This window comes from Kutzneria chonburiensis (assembly GCF_028622115.1).
Taxonomy (GTDB): domain Bacteria; phylum Actinomycetota; class Actinomycetes; order Mycobacteriales; family Pseudonocardiaceae; genus Kutzneria; species Kutzneria chonburiensis.
Window position 1 is genome coordinate 5400359 of sequence record NZ_CP097263.1, and the last position, 18138, is coordinate 5418496.

At 71.7% G+C, this 18138-nt stretch carries 17 protein-coding genes and 2 pseudogenes; 12 read left to right on the forward strand and 7 right to left on the reverse strand.

The features are described 5' to 3' along the window. The first annotated feature begins 52 nt into the window (after nucleotides 1-52). Nucleotides 53-382, forward strand: a complete 330-nt coding sequence (locus tag M3Q35_RS24340; RefSeq protein ID WP_273934704.1) for a hypothetical protein — start codon at nucleotides 53-55, stop codon at nucleotides 380-382. Between the two features lie 45 nt (nucleotides 383-427). Here M3Q35_RS24340 and srmL read toward each other — a convergent pair whose 3' ends face one another. Together srmL and M3Q35_RS24350 are read right to left on the reverse strand one after the other, a co-directional pair. Next, nucleotides 428-1462 (reverse strand): PheS-related mystery ligase SrmL, encoded by a 1035-nt coding sequence (gene srmL / locus M3Q35_RS24345; protein ID WP_273934706.1) that lies wholly within the window; start codon nucleotides 1460-1462, stop codon nucleotides 428-430. Between the two features lie 135 nt (nucleotides 1463-1597). After that, nucleotides 1598-2413, reverse strand: coding sequence for a sulfurtransferase (locus tag M3Q35_RS24350; protein ID WP_273934707.1), 816 nt, complete (start codon nucleotides 2411-2413; stop codon nucleotides 1598-1600). A 328-nt stretch (nucleotides 2414-2741) separates the two neighbouring features. Between M3Q35_RS24350 and M3Q35_RS24355 the strand changes: the two genes are divergently transcribed. The 5 genes and pseudogenes from M3Q35_RS24355 (at nucleotide 2742) to M3Q35_RS24375 (ending at nucleotide 8024) form a co-directional block, all read left to right on the forward strand. Continuing rightward, on the forward strand, nucleotides 2742-3440 hold the full coding sequence (locus tag M3Q35_RS24355; RefSeq protein WP_211766085.1) for an iron-dependent transcriptional repressor DtxR: 699 nt from the start codon (nucleotides 2742-2744) through the stop codon (nucleotides 3438-3440). Next, a pseudogene (galK, locus tag M3Q35_RS24360) lies at nucleotides 3437-4608 on the forward strand (galactokinase). The gene M3Q35_RS24355 and the pseudogene galK overlap by 4 nt, the downstream one beginning before the upstream one ends. Before the next feature lie 409 nt (nucleotides 4609-5017). Beyond that, complete coding sequence (gene galE, locus M3Q35_RS24365) at nucleotides 5018-5995, forward strand: UDP-glucose 4-epimerase GalE (protein WP_273934714.1); 978 nt, start codon at nucleotides 5018-5020, stop codon at nucleotides 5993-5995. 1430 nt (nucleotides 5996-7425) lie between these two features. Further along, nucleotides 7426-7671, forward strand: a pseudogene (locus M3Q35_RS24370) (prolyl oligopeptidase family serine peptidase); the annotation flags it as partial. A 125-nt stretch (nucleotides 7672-7796) separates the two neighbouring features. Beyond that, the gene (locus tag M3Q35_RS24375; protein WP_273934716.1) at nucleotides 7797-8024 is read left to right on the forward strand and encodes a prolyl oligopeptidase family serine peptidase; all 228 of its coding nucleotides are present in this window, start codon (nucleotides 7797-7799) and stop codon (nucleotides 8022-8024) included. A gap of 346 nt (nucleotides 8025-8370) precedes the next feature. On the opposite strand, the gene M3Q35_RS24380 is transcribed toward M3Q35_RS24375, so the two are convergent. Then, nucleotides 8371-8952, reverse strand: coding sequence for a PadR family transcriptional regulator (locus tag M3Q35_RS24380; RefSeq protein ID WP_273934719.1), 582 nt, complete (start codon nucleotides 8950-8952; stop codon nucleotides 8371-8373). A gap of 161 nt (nucleotides 8953-9113) precedes the next feature. On the opposite strand from M3Q35_RS24380, the gene M3Q35_RS24385 reads away from it, so the two are divergent. Together M3Q35_RS24385 and M3Q35_RS24390 are read left to right on the forward strand one after the other, a co-directional pair. Further along, complete coding sequence (locus M3Q35_RS24385; protein WP_273934721.1) at nucleotides 9114-9602, forward strand: nuclear transport factor 2 family protein; 489 nt, start codon at nucleotides 9114-9116, stop codon at nucleotides 9600-9602. Beyond that, entirely contained in the window at nucleotides 9599-10621 is a 1023-nt protein-coding gene (locus tag M3Q35_RS24390; protein WP_273934723.1) for an LLM class F420-dependent oxidoreductase, read from the forward strand. The genes M3Q35_RS24385 and M3Q35_RS24390 overlap by 4 nt, the downstream gene beginning before the upstream one ends. Before the next feature lie 1197 nt (nucleotides 10622-11818). Here the strand turns inward: M3Q35_RS24390 and M3Q35_RS24395 are convergent. After that, nucleotides 11819-12889: a DUF4192 domain-containing protein gene (locus tag M3Q35_RS24395; protein ID WP_273934726.1), complete on the reverse strand. Its 1071-nt coding sequence runs from the start codon at nucleotides 12887-12889 to the stop codon at nucleotides 11819-11821. 114 nt (nucleotides 12890-13003) lie between these two features. Further along, entirely contained in the window at nucleotides 13004-13453 is a 450-nt protein-coding gene (locus M3Q35_RS24400) for an NUDIX hydrolase (protein WP_273934728.1), read from the reverse strand. A 141-nt stretch (nucleotides 13454-13594) separates the two neighbouring features. On the opposite strand from M3Q35_RS24400, the gene M3Q35_RS24405 reads away from it, so the two are divergent. From M3Q35_RS24405 to add, 4 genes are read left to right on the forward strand one after another with little or no spacing between them, the layout of a single operon-like run. Further along, complete coding sequence (locus tag M3Q35_RS24405; RefSeq protein ID WP_273934731.1) at nucleotides 13595-14083, forward strand: hypothetical protein; 489 nt, start codon at nucleotides 13595-13597, stop codon at nucleotides 14081-14083. 20 nt (nucleotides 14084-14103) lie between these two features. After that, nucleotides 14104-15279 (forward strand): sensor histidine kinase, encoded by a 1176-nt coding sequence (locus tag M3Q35_RS24410; protein WP_273934733.1) that lies wholly within the window; start codon nucleotides 14104-14106, stop codon nucleotides 15277-15279. After that, nucleotides 15276-15932 (forward strand): response regulator, encoded by a 657-nt coding sequence (locus M3Q35_RS24415; protein ID WP_273934735.1) that lies wholly within the window; start codon nucleotides 15276-15278, stop codon nucleotides 15930-15932. The genes M3Q35_RS24410 and M3Q35_RS24415 overlap by 4 nt, the downstream gene beginning before the upstream one ends. Continuing rightward, nucleotides 15933-16955: an adenosine deaminase gene (add, locus tag M3Q35_RS24420; RefSeq protein WP_273934737.1), complete on the forward strand. Its 1023-nt coding sequence runs from the start codon at nucleotides 15933-15935 to the stop codon at nucleotides 16953-16955. Here add and M3Q35_RS24425 read toward each other — a convergent pair. Both M3Q35_RS24425 and M3Q35_RS24430 read right to left on the reverse strand, forming a co-directional pair. Next, nucleotides 16902-17492 carry a DedA family protein gene (locus M3Q35_RS24425; protein WP_273934739.1) on the reverse strand — a complete coding sequence of 197 codons (591 nt, stop codon included), beginning with the start codon at nucleotides 17490-17492 and terminating at the stop codon, nucleotides 16902-16904. The genes add and M3Q35_RS24425 overlap by 54 nt on opposite strands. Then, the gene (locus tag M3Q35_RS24430) at nucleotides 17482-18096 is read right to left on the reverse strand and encodes a class I SAM-dependent methyltransferase (RefSeq protein WP_273934741.1); all 615 of its coding nucleotides are present in this window, start codon (nucleotides 18094-18096) and stop codon (nucleotides 17482-17484) included. Before M3Q35_RS24430 ends, M3Q35_RS24425 begins: the two co-directional genes overlap by 11 nt. Nucleotides 18097-18138 lie beyond the last annotated feature (42 nt).

Below are 18138 nucleotides of genomic sequence, written 5' to 3' on the forward strand. Positions count from 1 at the left end.
GCGTAACGCGCCGGGGTTGCCCGGGTACGCCTGCCTGGTGGACTCTTGAGGGGTGAGTGAGGAACTGATCCGCCTGGATCTCGATGAGTCCGGCGTCGGTGTCGACCTGCCCCGCCCGAACGATCAGAAGGACCAGGTGCAAGGGGTCCCCTACCGTCCCGTCGAGTTCCGGGACGACGACCTGCCCACCGCCCTCGAGCGCGCCGCGGCCTGGCTGCGGCAGGCTCAGCAGTGGCTGGGCGAGCCGATCGACGTGATCGCCATCCATCTGGACTACGACGACACGCCCAGCGCGCCGTACTACGACGTCAAGCTGCTCTGCAACGAGGAGGACCTGGCCGGCGCGCCACTGGCCCTGCGTGAACGGGAGCAGACCCCCTAGCGCCACACCGCCGCCGGTGGGCCGACGGGCCCACCGGCGGTCAGTTCAGCGGTCGCCGTGTACCGCCTGGTACACGGTGTCCCGCAGCGCGTTCGCGCGGGCGTCGGTCAGAGTCCGCTCCAGGTCCCGCAGCACGATCCGGAGCAGCACGTTCTTCTCGCCCGCGCGCAGTCCCAGCCGGTCGCGGGCGACCGGCGGCAGGAGTTCGCCCGGGGTCTCCGACAGGACCGTGACCTCTTCCACGACGTGCGCGTCCGGGCCCAGCGCCTCCCGTACCGCCTCGCCCAGCTGCTCCGCGTCGACGTTGTCCCCGACGGCCACGGACAGATCCCGCCGGATCGGCGGCTGTAGTGACACCGTCCGGTACTTCGTCAGATCCAGTAATTGCCGGGCGATCCGCGGCTCGGCCGAGCGCAACAGGCGGATGTCGTCGATTCCCTTGCGCAGCATGAGAAGCCGGTCAAGACCGAGGCCCATGGCCAGGCCGTGGCACAGATCAGGACGGGCCAGTCCACATTCGCCGACCTCCATCCCGTCGACCCGGATCTCCTTGCCCCGCACCGTGTACGGGTGGTCGGACGGCGTCAGCTCGGCGTGGGCGCCCGGGATCGCCGCGTGCACGACCGCCTGAGCCATGTCGTGGAGATCCTTGTCCGCCAAGCCTTTCCGGACCAGCCAGAGATCCAGTTGGTGCGGCTGGCCGACATGCTGCCGGTCGATGGCGTCGCGGCGGTAGCACATGCCCGGCACGCTCAGCAGCGTCTCGGTCGTCGTTTCTCGCAGCAGCGGCGGAATCATCGCGGTCGTGTGCGCCCGCAGCATCAGATCCGGCCTGAGATAACGGGAATAGCGCTCGTCGCGGGCGACCGCGTCGGCGGGATAGCCGAGGCGGTCGTAGTTGTCGGCCGTCGGCACCACGGGACTGCCGCGATGCCGGCGCACCGGCAGGCCGGCCCAGCGCGACACGGCCTGCTCGATCTCGTCGAGCAGCAACTGCATCGCATGCGGGCCTTGGTTGGGGTCGGTGAGATCGCGTACGGACAGCGCCGCGCGCACCTGGTCGGCGGTCATCAGCTTCATCGGGCTTCCTGACGTGAGCTGGAGCGGTGGCCGCTAGCCCCCTCGGCTCCCGTCAGAACGCGTGACTCAACGCCCTCGGGACACCGAGGGGCGTCGAAATCGCCGCTGACTCACACCTTCATGGTGCGGGTCGGGTCAACCGGTTTCGACCGGGCGCTGCGGGTCCACGCACCAGTGCGACCAGGAGCCGGCGTACAGCGGAGCGGTGCCGAGGCCCGCGACCTCCAGCGCCAGCACCACGGAGGACGCCGTCACGCCCGACCCGCAGTAGGCGCCGACCTGACCCTCCTGCACCTTGAGCTCGGTGAACCGGGCGTTGAGGTCCGCGGGCGAGCGCCAGCGGCCGTCCGGGCCGATGTGTCCGGCGAACGGTGCGTTCACCGCGCCCGGGATGTGCCCAGCCCTCGGGTCGATCGGCTCGACGTCGCCGCGGTACCGCTCCGGGGCGCGGGCGTCCAGCAGCACGCCCGTACGGGCCAGCTCCGCCGCCTCGTCGGCGTCCAGGACCGGCATGTGGCCCGGGTCGACCTCGATGTCCCCCGGCTCCGGGGTGGGCGTCTCGGTGCTGGTCGGGCGGCCCTCCGCCGTCCACGCCGCGAAGCCGCCGTCCAGCACGGCCACCTGCTCGTGGCCGGCCCAGCGCAGCAGCCACCAGGCCCGGGCCGCGGTCGAGCCGTCACCGGCGTCGTACGCCACGACCGGGTGATTTCGCCGCACGCCCGCCGTGCGCAGCGCCGCCTGGAGCTGCTCCGGGGTCGGCAGCGGGTGCCGGCCGCCTTCGCCCGGCTCGGCGGCCAGGTCGCGGTCAAGGTCCAGGAACACGGCGCCCGGCAGGTGCCCGGCCCGGTAGTCGTCGATCGCGGGCGGCCCGGCCAGCCGCCAGCGCACGTCCAGCAGCACCGGGGCCTGGTCGAGGCCGGACAGCTCGGTGGGGGTGATCAAGGCACGCACTTCGCCATCCTGCCCCGTCGCGGTGGGCCACGACCAGGTAACCCGCCGCATAGGGCACCGACCTTGTCGGTCCCACCCACTAATATTGACGGCATACGTGCGGGAACGGCTGTGGCGACCTCGCGACCCCGGAAAACCGGGGGCGCGCCCACGCCGTCCGACAAGCGAAGGAGGCGGTCATGCCCACCTTGCCCGGCCGCCCTGACGCGCGCCCGGACCACCACATGTTCCGCAGCCTCCGACAGTCCCGGCCGTCCCGACGGCCCGATACCATCGGATCGGCTCCTGCCCGGCCTGCAGGCCGCAGCCTCCGCCGATTGGAGTCTTGGTGAACGACCTCATCGACACCACCGAGATGTACCTGCGCACCATCTACGAGCTCGAGGAAGAGGGTGTCGTCCCGTTGCGCGCCCGCATCGCCGAGCGGCTGGCCCAGAGCGGCCCCACGGTCAGCCAGACCGTGGCCCGCATGGAGCGTGACGGCCTGCTCGTCGTGGCCGGCGACCGCCACCTCGAGCTCACCGACGCCGGCCGCGAGCTGGCCATCGCCGTCATGCGCAAGCACCGGCTGGCCGAGCGGCTGCTGGTCGACGTGATCGGGCTGGAGTGGGAGCAGGTGCACGCCGAGGCGTGCCGCTGGGAACACGTCATGAGCGAGGCCGTCGAGCGCAAGCTCGTCGCGCTGCTCGGGCACCCCACCACCTCGCCCTACGGCAACCCCATCCCCGGGCTGGACAAGCTCGGCGAGGGCGGCAAGCCCGCCCCGAGCCCCGAGCCCGGTCTGGTCCGGGTGGACGAGGTCGCCCGGCGCGGCGGCGGGCAGGTCGAGGTCCGGCGCATCGCCGAGCACGTGCAGATCGACGAGGAGCTGATGGCGGAGTTGAAGACGGTCGGCCTGATCCCGGGCAACACCGTGCAGGTGCAGGGCGGTCCCGCCGCCGCGGCCGTGGTCGAGGTGCACGGCCTCGGCGCCGTGGCCAAGATCGACGCCGCCGTCGCCCACGCCGTTCTGGTCACCGCCCGGTGATGGGGGCGCAGAAGGCCGCGAAGGCGTTCACCGAGCTGCACGGCCACGCCCCCGCGGGGTGTGGTCCGCGCCCGGGCGCGTCAACCTGATCGGCGAGCACACCGACTACAACAACGGCTTCGTGGCCCCGTTCGCGCTGCCCCACCGGGCCGCCGTCGCCGCGTCTCCGCGCACCGACGGCGTGCTGACCGTCGCCACCCTCGGCGACGACGGTCAGCTCCAGGCCGCCGACCCCGTCGACATCGCCTCCGTCGCCCCCGGCGACGTCTCCGGCTGGGCCGCCTACCCCGCCGGCGTCGCGTGGGCGCTGCGTGAGCACGGCATCTCGTTGTCCGGCGCCGACCTCGTCGTCTCCGGCAACGTGCCCACCGGCGCCGGTCTCTCGTCCTCGCACGCGTTGGAGTGCGCCACCGCGTTGGCCCTGCTCGGCCTGGCCGGCCGTGAGGTCGACCAGTCCGGCTCCCCCACGCGGCCCGAGATCGCGCGGATCGTCCAGCGCACCGAGAACGAGTTCGTCGGCGCCATGACGGGGTTGTTGGACCAGACCGCGTCCCTGTGCTGCGTGGCCGGGCACGTGCTGTTCCTCGACGTCCGGTCGGGCGAGTCCGAGCAGGTCCCGTTCGACGCCGAGGCCGCCGGTCTCGAGGTGTTGGTGATCGACACCCGGGCCAAGCACGCCCTCGTCGACTCCGGCTACGGCGACCGCCGCCGCGGCTGCGAGGAGGCCGCCTCGCTGTTGGGTCTGCCGTCTCTCCGTGAGATCGAGGACCTCTCTGCCGCCTTGGCCGCTCTCCCCGCCGAGCTCCAGCCCTTGGTCCGGCACGTGGTGACCGAGAACGCCCGGGTCCTGTCGGTCGTCGGCAAGCTCAAGTCCGGCCAGCTTGCCGAGATCGGCCCCGAGCTCACCGCCTCCCACGTCAGCCTGCGCGATGACTACCAGGTCTCCTGCCTTGAGCTCGACGTCGCCGTCGACGCCGCCCTCTCCGCCGGCGCCCTCGGCGCCCGCATGATCGGCGGCGGCTTCGGCGGCTCCGCCATCGCGCTCGTACAGGCCTCGTCGCGCGCCGCCGTCGAGCAGGCCGTTGTCGACGCCTACGCCACCCACTCCCTCACCCCGCCCCGCCTCTTCGTCGGCGTGCCCTCCCCCGGCGCCGGCCGCGACGAGTAAGACATGGCCACGTGGGGACCCCCGTTCGGCGGTCCCCACCGCCACGCCGCGAGTTCCCGACCCACAACCGAAACCGGATCCGGCCACCATCGGGCCGCGCCCATGCCGAATCGGGACCCATCCCACAACTGAACTGGTCCCCGGCCACCACCTGGACCAGCTCCACGACACCGGGATCCGCGCCCGCATCGCCCGGCCCGGCTCCGTCGTCGACAACCCGACCCTGGTCCTCTCGCCACCTCCGGGCCGGCACCCGGCAGACTGAACCTGGATGCCCGGTCCGCTCCCGGCAACGGGCCCGGGTCCCCGCCCCACCACCGGACCCGCACCCGGCAGACTGGACCCCGGATCCCACAACTGAATCCCTTCTTTCTCGTCCCACACACCTGAATCGAGAGGCGGAACCCTCGTGAAGCTGGTCGTCACCGGCGGAGCTGGCTATGTCGGAAGCGTGAGCGCCGCCCGGATGCTCGAGGCCGGCCACGAGGTTGTCGTGGTGGACGACCTGTCCACCGGGCACGCCGACGCCGTCCCGGCGGGGGCACGTTTCGTCGAGGGCGACATCGCCGAGGTGGCCGGGCCGCTGCTGGCCGAGGGCTTCGACGGCGTGCTGCACTGCGCGGCCAAGTCGCTGGTCGGCGAGTCGATGCAGGACCCGGCCAAGTACTGGAACGGCAACGTGGTCACCTCGCTGCGGCTGCTGGAGGCCATGCGGGACAACGGCACCCAGCGGCTGGTGTTCTCCTCGACCGCCGCCACCTACGGCGAACCCGAGCAGGTGCCGATCGTGGAGACCGCGCCGACCCGCCCCACCAACACCTACGGCGCCAGCAAGCTGGCCATCGACTTCGCCATCACCTCGTTCGCCGCCGCCCACGGCCTGGCCGGCGTGAGCCTGCGCTACTTCAACGTGGCCGGCGCCTACGTGGCCCCGGACGTGCAGCAACTCGGCGAGCGGCACGCCGTGGAGACGCACCTGATCCCGATCGTGCTCCAGGTCGCGCTCGGCCAGCGCGAGAAGGTGCAGATGTACGGCGACGACTGGCCGACCGAGGACGGCACCTGCGTCCGCGACTACATCCACGTGCTGGACCTGGCCGAGGCGCACCTGCTGGCCATGGAGCACGCCAAGGCGGGCCGGCACAGCATCTACAACCTGGGCAGCGGCTTCGGCTTCTCGGTCAAGCAGGTCATCGACACCTGCCGCCAGGTCACCGGGCACGAGATCCCGGCCGAGGTGGCGCCGCGCCGTGCCGGCGACCCGGCCGTGCTGGTCGCGTCCAGCGAGCGGGCCCGGCAGGAGCTGGGCTGGCAGCCCAAGCACGAGGACCTGGCGTCGATCGTCGGCGACGCGTGGGCGTTCGCCAGCGCCGGTCGGGGGGAATGATCATGACTGATTTCGCTGATCTGGATGCCGTGGCCAAGCTGCCGCGGATCGGTTCGCTGGCGCTGTCCCCGGACGGCGGCCGGCTCGTCGCCACCGTCTCCGAGCTCGCGCCGGACGGCAAGACCTGGCAGGCCGCGCTGTGGGAGGTCGACCCGGCCGGCTCTCGCCCGGCGCGTCGCCTCACCCGGGCGGCCAAGGGCGAGTCCTCGCCCGTGTTCACGCCCGACGGCTCCGTGCTGTTCGTGACCTCCCGTGCCGACGCCGAGTCCAAGCCCGGCGACGAGAAGGAGGCCTCCGCGCTGTGGCTGCTGCCGCCGGCCGGTGAGGCCCGGCAGGTGTACGCCCCGCGTGGCGGCGTCTCCGCCGTGTCCGTCGCCCGCGACGCCGGCACTCTCGTCATCACCACCGCCGCCCTGCACGGCACCGCCGTCGGCGACGAGGACAAGGAGCGCCGCAAGGCCCGCGAGGACGCCGGCGTGACCGCGATCCTGCACGAGGCCTACCCGATCCGGTACTGGGATCATGACCTGGGGCCCGACAAGCCGCGCGTCGTGTCCGCTCCCGCCATCACCGGCGACGAGCGCGTCACCGACGTCGTCGAGCTCACCCGGGACGTCCCGTCCCCCGTGTCCGGCGCCGCCGTCAGCCTCGACGGCCAGTGGGTCGTCTACACCGCCGACGAGGTGCTTTCCGCCGCCTACGGCGCCCGCGACACGCTCCGGGTCGTACGCACCGACGGCACCGGCGACCGCGAGCTGGCCGCCGACCGCAGCCTCGGCGACGGTCCCGCCTACGGCTACTTCGCCGCCACCTGGCTGCCCGACTCCTCCGGCGTCATCGCCATTCGGGCCACCGAGTCCACCGAGCAGGAGTGCCCGCACATCGAGCTGGTGCTCATCACGCTGGCCGACGGCTCCGTACGGCGGCTCACGCCCGACTTCCCCGACTGGGCCGAGGGTCCCGTCGTGTCGGCCGACGGGCAGGCCGTGTACTTCACCGCCGACCGGGGCGGTCGGCGGCCCGTGTGGCGGGTCGAGGTGGCGTCCGGTGAGATCACCCGGCTCACCGGCGAGGGTCACTACACCGACGTCTGCGTCGCCTCCGACGGCTCCGCCGTCTATGCGCTTCGGGACTCGTACGCCCATCCCGCCCAGCCCGTTCGGCTCGACCCCGTCGCCGCCGAGCAGGATCCCGTCGCGCTGCCCGCTCCCGGCGTCGTCGACTCGCTGCCCGGCACCCTCACCGAGATCGACACCACCGTCGCCGACGGCCGTACCGTCCGGGCTTGGCTCGCCTTGCCCCACGGAGCCGCCGCCGATTCCCCCGCCCCGCTGCTGCTCTGGATCCATGGCGGGCCCATGATGAGCAGCAACGGTTGGTCGTGGCGGTGGAACCCGTGGCTGATGGTCGCCCGGGGCTATGCCGTGCTCATGCCCGACCCCGCCTTGTCCACCGGCTACGGCCGGGACATGATCCAGGCCGGTTGGGGCTCTTGGGGCGGCGCGCCTTTCACCGACTTGATGGCCATCACCGACACCGCCGTCGAGCGCCCCGACATCGACGAGGGCCGCACCGCCGCCATGGGCGGTTCTTTCGGCGGGTACATGGCCAACTGGGTCGCCACCCAGACCGACCGCTTCGACGCCATCGTCACCCATGCGTCCCTGTGGAACCTCGACGCCTTCACCGGCACCACCGACGCGTCGTTCTACTGGATGCGGGAGATGACCGATCCTTTGCGTTCCACCGAGCGCATCATCGCCAACTCCCCCACCTGCGGGCCGCCGACATCAGCACCCCCATGCTCGTCATCCACGGCGACAAGGACTACCGCGTCCCCATCGGCGAGGGCATCCGCCTGTACTTCGACCTCGTCCGCCACGGCGTGCCCGCCAAGTTCCTCTACTACCCCACCGAGAACCACTGGATCCTCACGCCCGGCAACTCCAAGGTCTGGTACGAGACCGTGCTGGCCTTCCTCGCCGAGCACGTTCTCGGCGAGAAGTGGGAACGCCCCGCCCTGATCTGATCGCCGAACCAATCCCAGCACCCCCAAGGCCCGCCGGCCACCCGGCGGGCCTTGTGCTGTCACCCAAGCCCGGCCACCTCCTCCAGCAGACCTCCAGCTGGCTGCCCGCAGGCCTTGCGCTGCCACACCAAGTCCAGCCGACCAATCCCGGTCGGCCTCGAGCTCTCCCCAGCCGGCTGCCCCGCGGACCTTGAGCTGTCGCCAAGCCCGGCTGGCTGATTCCGGCGGATCTTCCCTGGTCCAGGCCAGGTCCCGCTACGCCTTCGCGAGGCCCCACCCGCGCACGCTGCCCTCGCAACGTGGCCCCGCCGCCGAGGCCGCCACGCTCATTCCCTTGGCGTACCGGCTATTCCGCGGCAGCGTCCCGCATCTCCGCTCCCCAGCGGGCCCGGATCAGCGCCGCGCTGCGGCGGCACCAGTCCAGGTTCTCCTGCTCGAACCGCCAGCCCCGCAGGCAGGTCAGGTAGGGGCCGATGCGGTCACCGGTCGCGAGGAAGGCGGCCTCGTCCAGGTCGCCGCGCAGGGCCCGCAGCGTGCCGTCGAACAGCTCGGCCTTGGCCGCAGCCTGCACGGCACGCTCCTCCAGCCTCGCGACCACCGCCGCCGCGTCGGTCCGATCCACCGCGTGCACCTTGACCAACAGGTCGTCCCGAATCACCGCCGGCTTCGCCTCCGCCTCGGCGAACCGCACCAGCTCGGCGACCCCCGCTTCGGTCACGGAGTACACCCGCTTGTTCGGCCGATCGAGCTGGATCACCAGCTGCCCGTCGACCAACCCGGCCCGCTCCAGCTTGGTCAGCTCGGTGTACAGCTGCTGCGGCGAGGCATACCAGAAGTTGGCCACCCCGGTGTCGAACACCTTGGCCAGCTGATACCCGCTGAACTCGCCCCCCAGCAGCACAGCCAGCACCGCATGCCGCAACGCCATCGGCCGCCTCCCTCTCCTCCGACCCCGGTCCCCGAACCGCCGTCGCCATCCCTACCTCGAGCCATCCCGAGTCGTTCCGATCCTTGACCGGCGCGGCCACCCTACGCAAGACTGAGACTAGTCAATTTTATGACTATGGACGGCGCACAGGGAGGCCCACCGTGTCCACCACCCCAGCGGTCGAGACCCACACCGCGGACCCCGCGGCCGCGGACACGCCGGCGGCCCGGACGGCTGCCCGCCTGCGTGCGGCGGTCGAACAGGGCGACCACGCCGCGATCGTCGGCCTGTTCCGCGACGACATCGTCTTCCACAGCCCGGTGAAGTTCCGCCCGTTCGAGGGCATCGCCACCGTCGGCGCGCTCTTCGCGGTGCTGATGCGCACGTTCGAGGACTTCCGCTACGTCGGCGACCTGACCGGCGACCTCGAGGGCGACGCCGACTCACGCGTGCTGGTCTTCCGCGCCAGGGTCGGCGACAAGCAGATCCACGGCGTCGACATGCTCCAGTTCGACGACGAGGGCAGGATCGGCACGTTCACCGTGATGGTGCGGCCGCAGTCCGCCGCCATGGCGCTGAGCGAGGCCGTGTTCGCCGGCCTCGTGGCCGACGGCGTGGTGCCCGCCCCGCAGGCAGGAGGTCAGCAGTGAAGCTCGGCTACCACACCGGCTACTGGTCGTCCGGTCCGCCGGCGGGCGTCGCCGAGGCCGTGATCGAGGCCGACCGCCTCGGTTTCGACTCGGTCTGGACCGCCGAGGCCTACGGCTCCGACGCGCTCACCCCGCTGGCCTGGTGGGGCGCGGCGACCAAGAACATCAAGCTGGCCACCAACATCATGCAGATGTCGGCCCGCACCCCGGCCGCCGCCGGCATGGCCGCGATCACCCTGGACCACCTGTCCGGCGGCCGCTTCATGCTCGGCCTCGGCGCCTCCGGCCCCCAGGTCGTGGAGGGCTGGTACGGCCAGCCCTATCCGCGTCCGCTGGCCCGGACCCGCGAGTACATCGACATCGTGCGCAAGGTCGTGGCCCGCGAGACCGTCGAGCACCAGGGCGAGTTCTTCCAGCTGCCCTACCCGGGCGGCGCCGGCCTGGGCAAGCCGCTCAAGTCGACGGTGCACCCGCTGCGCCCGGAGGTCCCGATCTTCCTGGCCGCCGAGGGCCCGAAGAACGTGGCCCTGGCCGCCGAGATCGCCGACGGCTGGCTGCCGCTGTTCTACTCGCCCAAGGTCGACGGCTTCTTCCGAGCCGCGCTGGCCGAGGGCTTCGGCCGCCCCGGCGCCCGGCACACCCTCGACGACTTCGAGGTCGCCGCGAGCGTGCCGGTGCTGGTGCACGACGACGTGGAGCAGGCCGCGGACTTCATCCGCCCCATGCTCGCCCTCTACATCGGCGGCATGGGCGCGAAGGGCGCCAACTTCCACCGTGACGCCATCGCCCGCCTGGGCTACGAGGCCGAGTGCGACCGGATCCAGGACCTGTACCTGGCCGGCGACAAGAAGTCGGCGATCGCCGCCGTGCCCACCAGGATGGTCGAGGACCTGGCACTGATCGGCCCCGCCGCGAAGATCCGCGACGAGCTGCCGGCCTGGGAGGAGACCGTGATCACCACCCTGCTGGTGCAGGGCGACGTGAATGCCGTGCGCAAGGTCGCCGAGCTGTTCTCCTGACGCACCACCACCTTTCTCGCGAGGTGTGCCCGGGGCCCGTCCGTCGCCGGACGGGCCCCGGTCCGTCCCGGCCCGCCGCCGTGGCAGGAGAAGGGACCACGGTGACGGGCCGAGCCGTCCGACCGAGGCCCGCAGTCACCCGCGTGCAGGCCTCGGCCCACCGGTCCACCGCACGCCGCGACGAGCGCACACCGCGACGACGATGTCCCCGGTCAGTTCCCCACCAGCGAGATCACCCCACCGGCCGGGAAGCCTCAGCGGTCCACAGTGGACCGGCAAGATGGGGATCCCGCTCCGACTGATCAGCGGGATCCCCACCGGTCCCGGACCTCACCGGCAAAGGGGCGCCGGCGACCCGAGGTCCGGAACCTCATCCGCCGGCTGACCAGGCCGGCGGAAGACACAACGCCGAACAGCAACCACTCTGGGCAGCGCTCGGGGACGTCCTCCACGAGCGCCCCCGGTGAGTGGGTGTGGTGGGGACCCCGCAACGGCTCGAGACCCCCACCGGCCCTGGCCCATCCCATCGGCAAGGAGAAACCGACAGCGTGTGTACCCAGGACCCCTCTGCCGGGTGACCAGCCGGCAGAAGTCATCGCGCGATCCGCTCACCTGAGGCGAAGGAGCGGGAGTGGTGGGGATCCCGCCTTGCACGGGATCCCCACCGGTCCCGGACACCGCCGGCGAGGGGGTTGCCGGCGACAGTGGTCCGGGACTTCGACTGCCGACTGACCAGGCCGACAGACGACACTGAGGCGCACACCGCGCTCCGGCGGCAGGCAGCCCCACATGCGTTGGGGTGGTGGCGGGGATCCCGGTCACCTCATCAGGAGATCCCCGCCGCCCCGAACCGGGCACGTCGGCGAAGGGGTGCCGACGAACTCGGGTCCGGGACCGCATCCGCCGGTGGAGCGAACCGGCGAATGACGTCATGGCCAGCGACACCGGTGATCCGAGGACCACTCACCCAGATCCGGTCCGCACTGCTTCCGGGGCGAGAAGCAGCCGCTGCCGTTGGCGGCGACAGGAAGGATCTGATCCGGCGTCGAGGGTGAGGGGCCGGGACCCGTCGGGCGGGGGACGGGTCCCGGCCGGCCCCGAGCCGTTCGCGGCGAACTGGCTGCGGCAGTCGCGGGCGGGCGCGGCTCGGGGCGGTTGCCTGCCGGGGCGCGCGGCCGGCAGGCAGCTGGAAAGAACTCAGGGGGACATGTCGGAAGCCTCCGGGGAGTCACGATCGCCGTCGATGTCGATCTGTGCGTCGACGGCGGCGTCGGTCAGGACCAGCCGGAGCTGCTCCATGGGCACGCCGTAGCTGATGGCGCCGTACAGCAGACCGGCGAGGCTGTGCCCGGGTTGGACGGACCAGGCCTCTTCCAGGGCGATGTTGGCCATCGCCCCGTCGCCGCGCATGTAGGCGGACACACCGAGCAGGACGGCGGCCTCGGCCCGTTCGGGCGGCGGCAGGGAGCGGGTGAGCTCGAGCCACAGGCGCTCGGCCGCGGGGACTTCCTTGCTGTCCAACGCATAGCGGAGGCACACGTCGCGGACGCGATAGTCGGACAGCGCCAGACCGAACCGGACGAACTCCTCGTCCGTCGTGGGCAGGGTGGCGGCGGCGATCGCGTCGCGCAGGACGGCCAGGTGCTCGGCGCTGGTGGTGCGATCGGACCGGATGGCCGTGTCGAGCAGGTCGGCGAGTTTGATCGTGCGGTTGAGGTCGGGCGGTTCGAGCTGTCGGACCAGATCCTCGCGACGGTCGAAGGTCACCAGGCCGGACTGGACCACCGCGGCGGCGAACTCGCTGGCGGAGCTGTCGGGCACCTCGCCTTCGCAGTCATCGTGCAGGTAGCAACGCCACCGCACGCCAGCCTCGGCGGACGGCATCCCGATCGCGTGCCAGACCGACACGCTGATCCGCGTCAGCGCGGCGAAGGCTCGCCGTATCAGGTCTTCATGCCGCGGATCGGCTTGTTCGCACACTACGAAGAGCACGGCAATCCGCGCGTCGGTCTGGCGCAGAGATCTCACGAGGCTGGCGACGAGTCCGCTGTACAGCGAGGGCGGGGCCAGGTCGATCCGGGCGGTGGGCCCGATCAGGCCGTCGCCCCGCATCGTCACCGCGATGAGCGAGCCTTCGGGATGAAAGCCCAGCAGCGACGGGATCGCGGCGGCGAGCTCGCCGATGTCGGCGAGCCTGACGACGTGATCCTCGTCAGGGTGATGTTCCTGATCGGGGTGATCCGGGTCGGGGTGAGCGGCGGTGTGCATGGCGCCACTGTGCTCGGTCGCGGGGCTCGGCGGAGACGACGAAGATCAAGGTGTGGACAACTCGGTTTTGTCCACAGGGTTGGTCTGGCGCGGGTTTTCGGGCCGGGCGGTGTGCTATACGGCGAGGTGCCCGGTGGACGGACGGGACCGGTGCAGCTCGAGGCCGGTGTCCACCAGGTCGACGCGGGCCAGCGAGGCCACCTCGGGCAGCGGGATCCAGGCCGCCTTGTCGGTCGAACCGTCGATTTCGTCGCGCAGCTCGCCGCCGACGATCCGGGCCTCGTAGACGATGCGCAGCGCATGGAAATCCGTCTCGCCACCGAACCTTCGGGCGTACCGGCGGCGCATGGTGTGCACGCCGAGCAGGCTCTGCACCTCGGCCTGATAGCCGGTCTCCTCGGCGACCTCGCGAAGCACCGCGTCGAACGGGTCCTCGCCGTGGTCGATGCCGCCACCGGGCAGTGTCCACAGCTTGCCCTCCGGCCCCACCCACCTGGCCAGCAGCACCGCGCCGTCACGCACGCAGACCGCGTAGGCCGCGACCCTCAACCGCTCGTACGCCATTCCCACCTCCGTGTGTCCACCCACGGGTTGATACCGCATTCAACCCGGCTCCCACCTGGGGACCGACGAAATCCGCGTCGCCGGAGACGAGTCTTGGACCCGTGCCGGAGCGGCACCCGGAGATCGAGGAGAGAAGAGCCCATGTCCACGTTGGTGTTGGTCCTGGTCGGCGCGCTGGTGGTGCTGCGGGTGCTGGGCAAGCAGCTGACGGGGTCGTTCGTCACCGCCAGGTCGCTGGTGCTGATGCCGGCCATCCTGATCGTCATCGGGTTCGGCGGCGCGGCCGCCGCGGTGAGCGTCGCACGGCCCGGCGAGATCGTGTTCTTCCTGGTCGACGCGCTGATCGTGGTGGGGCTGGGGCTGGCCCGCGGCGCCTCCACCCGGCTCAGCATGCGGGACGGCAGCCTGTTCCAGAAGGGCACCGCGCTGACGATCGTGCTGTGGCTGACGACGATCGCGGTGCGGGTCGGCGCCGGCTTCCTCGGGCACGCGCTGGGTATCGAGGGCGGCCTGACCGCGGCCTCCGCGCTGATGCTGTTCGGCATCACCATCGCCGCCCAGAACGCGGTGATCTACCTCCGGGCGCAGCAGCAGCGGCTGCCGCTCGCGGTGGCCGCGCCCCGCCGCTAGAACCTGCGATGATGACGACCATGTTCGACGATCAGGGCTTCGTACCTTCGGACCGGAGGTACGGAGCCCTGTCGTTCGTCCGGTTGATGCCGTCGGTGTTCGCACTGACGCTGTTCCTGCCCCAAGGGTGGGTGCTGGCCGGCACGCCGCTCCAGACGTCGGAACTGCCGTGGCTGATCCCGCTGGTGCTGATCGTCGTCGCCGGCAACATCATGGTGCTGCCGTTCTCATGGGCGGCGCTGCGGTCGCCGCTGGTATTGCAGGTCGGCTTGCTCGCCGTCACGCTGGCGTCGAGCGGGATCCTGCTGCTGCACCCGAACGGCGTGGTGTACGCGCTGCCGTTCTGGACGGCGCGGCTGGCGGTCCGCTACCGCGGTCCCAGGCCGTTCAGCTACATCGTGATCGGCCTGTCCATGCTCGGCGGGGCGCTTCCGCAGCTGGTCAGGGACTTCCAGTGGCTGGCCGGGCTGGGCATCGCGCTCGGCGTGCTGGCCCTGGTGCTGCTCACGGCCAACCGCCAGGGCCGCGAGGAGCGTCTGGAGCAGGCCGAGCTGCTGGTCGCGCGGCGGCAGCAGGTGATCGAGGAGCACGCCCGCGCGGCAGCGCTGGCCGAGCGTGCGCGGATCGCGCGCGAGGTGCACGACGTGCTGGCGCACTCGCTGGCGGGACTGTCACTGACGTTGCAGGGCACGCGCCTGATGCTGCAACGGGACAACGCGTCGCAGGAGGTCATCGACCAGGTGACCAAGGCGCAGCGGCTGGCTGCGGACGGTCTCGCGGAGGCACGGCGCGCAGTCGCGGCGCTGCGCGAGGACAAGGTGCCGGATGCACGGGCGATCGCCGACCTGGTCACGGCGTTCCGACTGGAGTCCGGCGCGGCCGCGGAGCTGGTCGTCAACGGCGAGCCACGCGATCTGCCGGCGGAGGCCGCCGCGGCGCTGTACCGCACGGCGCAGGAGGCGCTCACCAACGCCCGTAAGCACGCGCCGGGGGCGCCCGTGGAAGCGGTGCTGGACTTTGAGGACGGACGCACGGTGCTCACGGTCACTGACCACCCGGGAAAGCCGCCGGCACACGCGACGAACGGCGGCTACGGTCTGTTGGGGATGCGGGAACGGGCCGAGCTGATCGGCGGAGAACTGGAGACTGGGCCCATGGAGGACGGGTGGCGCGTGCGACTGGTGGTGCCGGCGTGAGCGATCTGCGGGTGGTGCTGGCGGACGACCAGACGGTGGTGCGCGAGGGTCTCGTGACACTGCTGAAGCTGCTGCCTGGAGTGGAGGTCGTGGGGGCGGCGGCCGACGGGGAGCAGGCGGTGGCGTTGGTGGCGGAGCAGCGGCCCGACGTGTTGCTGGTGGACCTGAGGATGCCTCGGTGTGACGGGGTTGAGGCGACGCGGCGGGTGCGGGAGCAGTACCCGGAGACCGAGGTCGTGGTGCTGACGACGTATACCGACGACGACAGCGTGCTGTCGGCTTTGCGGGCCGGGGCAAGGGGATTCCTGACCAAGGACGCGGATGCGGAGGCGATCGCGCGGGCCCTGCACGCGGCTGCGGCGGGGCAGTCCACGGTGGACGGCGAGGTGCAGCGGCGGCTGGTGGAGGCGGCGATGGGCGGCGGCCAGCCGAACAAGCCGTCCGCGGAGCCGGCGGACGGGCTGACGCCGCGGGAGATCGATGTGCTGCGGCTGATCGCGGCGGGCATGTCGAACACGGAGATCGCCCGCAAGCTGGTGGTGACCGAGGCGACGGTGAAGACGCACGTGAACCACCTGTTCGCCAAGGCCAACCTCCGTGACCGGGCGCAGGCGGTGGCGTACGCCTACAAGACGGGCCTGGTGACTGACTGAATGGACATCGAGGCGTTCATCGCAGCCCTGCCCAAGGCCGAACTGCATGTGCACCTGGTCGGCGCGGCGTCACTGGACACGGTGTTGGAGCTGGCGCGCCGCCATCCCACGACCCGGGTGCCGAAGGATCGCGTCGAGCTCGCGAGGTACTACGAGTTCACGGACTTCCCGCACTTCATCTCCGTCTACAGCGCGGTGAACAAGCTGGTCACGACACCCGACGACGTGCAGACGCTGCTGCTGGGCCTGGCGCGTGACCTCGCCGCGAACAACGTCCGGTACGCCGAGGTGACGGTGTCGGCGATCGCGCATTTCCCTTACGGCGTCGATCCGGACGCGCTGTCCGAGGCGCTGGTCGCCGGCCGCAAACGGGCGCTCGCGGAGCACGGCGTCGAGCTGGCGTGGATCTTCGACGTGCCGATGCCGTCCGATCTCCGCGAGGGCTACAGCACCCTGGAATACGTGCTCGACCAGCGGCCGGAGGGCACCGTCGGCCTTGGGCTCGCCGGTCTGGAGGCACCATACCCACGCGCAGGGTTCAAAGCTGCCTTCCACGACGCGAAGGCGGCCGGGCTGCGCAGCATCCCGCACGCCGGTGAGACAACCGGCCCGGAGGAGATCTGGGCGGCGCTGCACGACCTCGGCGCGGAGCGGATCGGGCACGGCGTCAGCGCGGCCACCGACGAGAAGTTGCTCAAGCACCTCGCCGAGACCGGAATCCCGCTGGAGGTGTCGCTGACCTCCAACATCTGCACGAAGGCGGTGCCGTCGCTGGCTGAGCACCCGCTGCCCCGACTCTTGGACGCCGGCGTGACGGTCACGCTGAACACCGACGACCCGGGCATGTTCGGCACGAACCTCAACCGCGAGTACCTGCTGGCCCATCAGCTGTTCGGCCTGGGGCGACCCGAGCTGGCGGAGCTGGCGCGCAACGCGGCGCGGGCGGCGTTCTGCTCGGAGCAGACGAGGTCACGCCTGCTCGACGGCATCGACGCGGTCGAGCGCGCGGCGGCCGACCAGTAGCAGGCCACCGATCAGCACGACCCCGACCACGACGGCCAGCCAGGACCAGCGCTGGTACGCCTCGCTGGCGCCGTAACCGACCGCCACCCACACCAGGCCCCATATCGCCGCCGACGGCAGGTTCCACGGCAGGAACCGTCGGTACGACAGCCCGGCCGCGGCGGCGAACCGGGGCGTGAGCGTCCGCGCCCCGACCACCCACTGTCCGACCAGCACCGCGGAGCCGCCGTAGCGGCCCAGCACTGCCCGCGCCCGCTGCCCCTTGGCGCTTGTCAGCCACCGGCTGCTGAGCGCGCCGGGACGGTAGCGGCCGGCGGCGAAGGACAGATTGCTGCCGACCAACGCCGCGACCGTGCCGACGGCGAGCGCCACCGGCAGCGCCACCAGGCCGCTGTCGGCGAAGACGCCGAGCGTCAGCAGGGCACTGGAGCCGGGCAGCACGACCCCGACGACCAGCGCCGCCTCCGCGACCACGAGCAGGCCGATAGCCAGCACGACCAGCGGCCCGGGCAGGCCGACCAGCAGGTCAGCCAGCATCGTCGCCCATGGTCGGCCGCCGGCAGACGTAGCTGATCGCGGGCGGCACGTTGGCCCACACCACCCGGGACACGATCACCTCGTCGAAGCTGCGGTCCAGCAGCGCACGGAACTGCCGCGCCTGCCGCATGCCCAACGCGTGCACGTACGCGAACGTGGTGAACGCGCCCGCGGGCGTCAGCACCGAGCCGACCTGGCGCAGGATGGCCCGCTGCAGATCCTGCGGGAACAGCGCCCACGGCAGGCCGCTGATCACGGCGTCGACCTGCTCGACACCGCGGTCGGCCAGCAGTTTGCCCAGCTCGGCCGCGTCCCCGTGCACCACGTCCAGCCGCGGGTACGTGGTCCGCAGGTGCTCCACCAGCGTGCCGTCGAGCTCAACGGCCATATGCCGGCCGCCGGCCGGGATCCGACGCTGCACGGCCTTCGACGCCGATCCAGTGCCCGGCCCCAGCTCGACCACGGTCGGTGTGCCGGTGCTGGGCACGACCGTGGCCAGCAGGCCGGCGAGGGCGGGTCCGCTGGGGGCGATCGCGCCGACCGCGGACGGCTGGCGGCGAACGGCCCCGAGGAAGACCCGGAGGTCATGGAACGGCTGCGTCATGGCGACCATGGTGCCCGGTCCCGTGCTGTGCTCGCGTCAAAC

Bases quoted from the DNA above. Each gene is read 5' to 3' on its own strand.
- srmL (WP_273934706.1), bottom strand. From the start codon at position 1,462: ATGAAGCTGATGACCGCCGACCAGGTGCGCGCGGCGCTGTCCGTACGC.
- M3Q35_RS24375 (WP_273934716.1), top strand. From the start codon at position 7,797: ATGCTCGTCATCCACGGCGACAAGGACTACCGCGTCCCCATCGGCGAG.
- M3Q35_RS24380 (WP_273934719.1), bottom strand. From the start codon at position 8,952: ATGGCGTTGCGGCATGCGGTGCTGGCTGTGCTGCTGGGGGGCGAGTTC.
- M3Q35_RS24395 (WP_273934726.1), bottom strand. From the start codon at position 12,889: ATGCACACCGCCGCTCACCCCGACCCGGATCACCCCGATCAGGAACAT.
- M3Q35_RS24400 (WP_273934728.1), bottom strand. From the start codon at position 13,453: ATGGCGTACGAGCGGTTGAGGGTCGCGGCCTACGCGGTCTGCGTGCGT.
- M3Q35_RS24405 (WP_273934731.1), top strand. From the start codon at position 13,595: ATGTCCACGTTGGTGTTGGTCCTGGTCGGCGCGCTGGTGGTGCTGCGG.
- M3Q35_RS24410 (WP_273934733.1), top strand. From the start codon at position 14,104: ATGTTCGACGATCAGGGCTTCGTACCTTCGGACCGGAGGTACGGAGCC.
- add (WP_273934737.1), top strand. From the start codon at position 15,933: ATGGACATCGAGGCGTTCATCGCAGCCCTGCCCAAGGCCGAACTGCAT.
- M3Q35_RS24425 (WP_273934739.1), bottom strand. From the start codon at position 17,492: ATGCTGGCTGACCTGCTGGTCGGCCTGCCCGGGCCGCTGGTCGTGCTG.
- M3Q35_RS24430 (WP_273934741.1), bottom strand. From the start codon at position 18,096: ATGACGCAGCCGTTCCATGACCTCCGGGTCTTCCTCGGGGCCGTTCGC.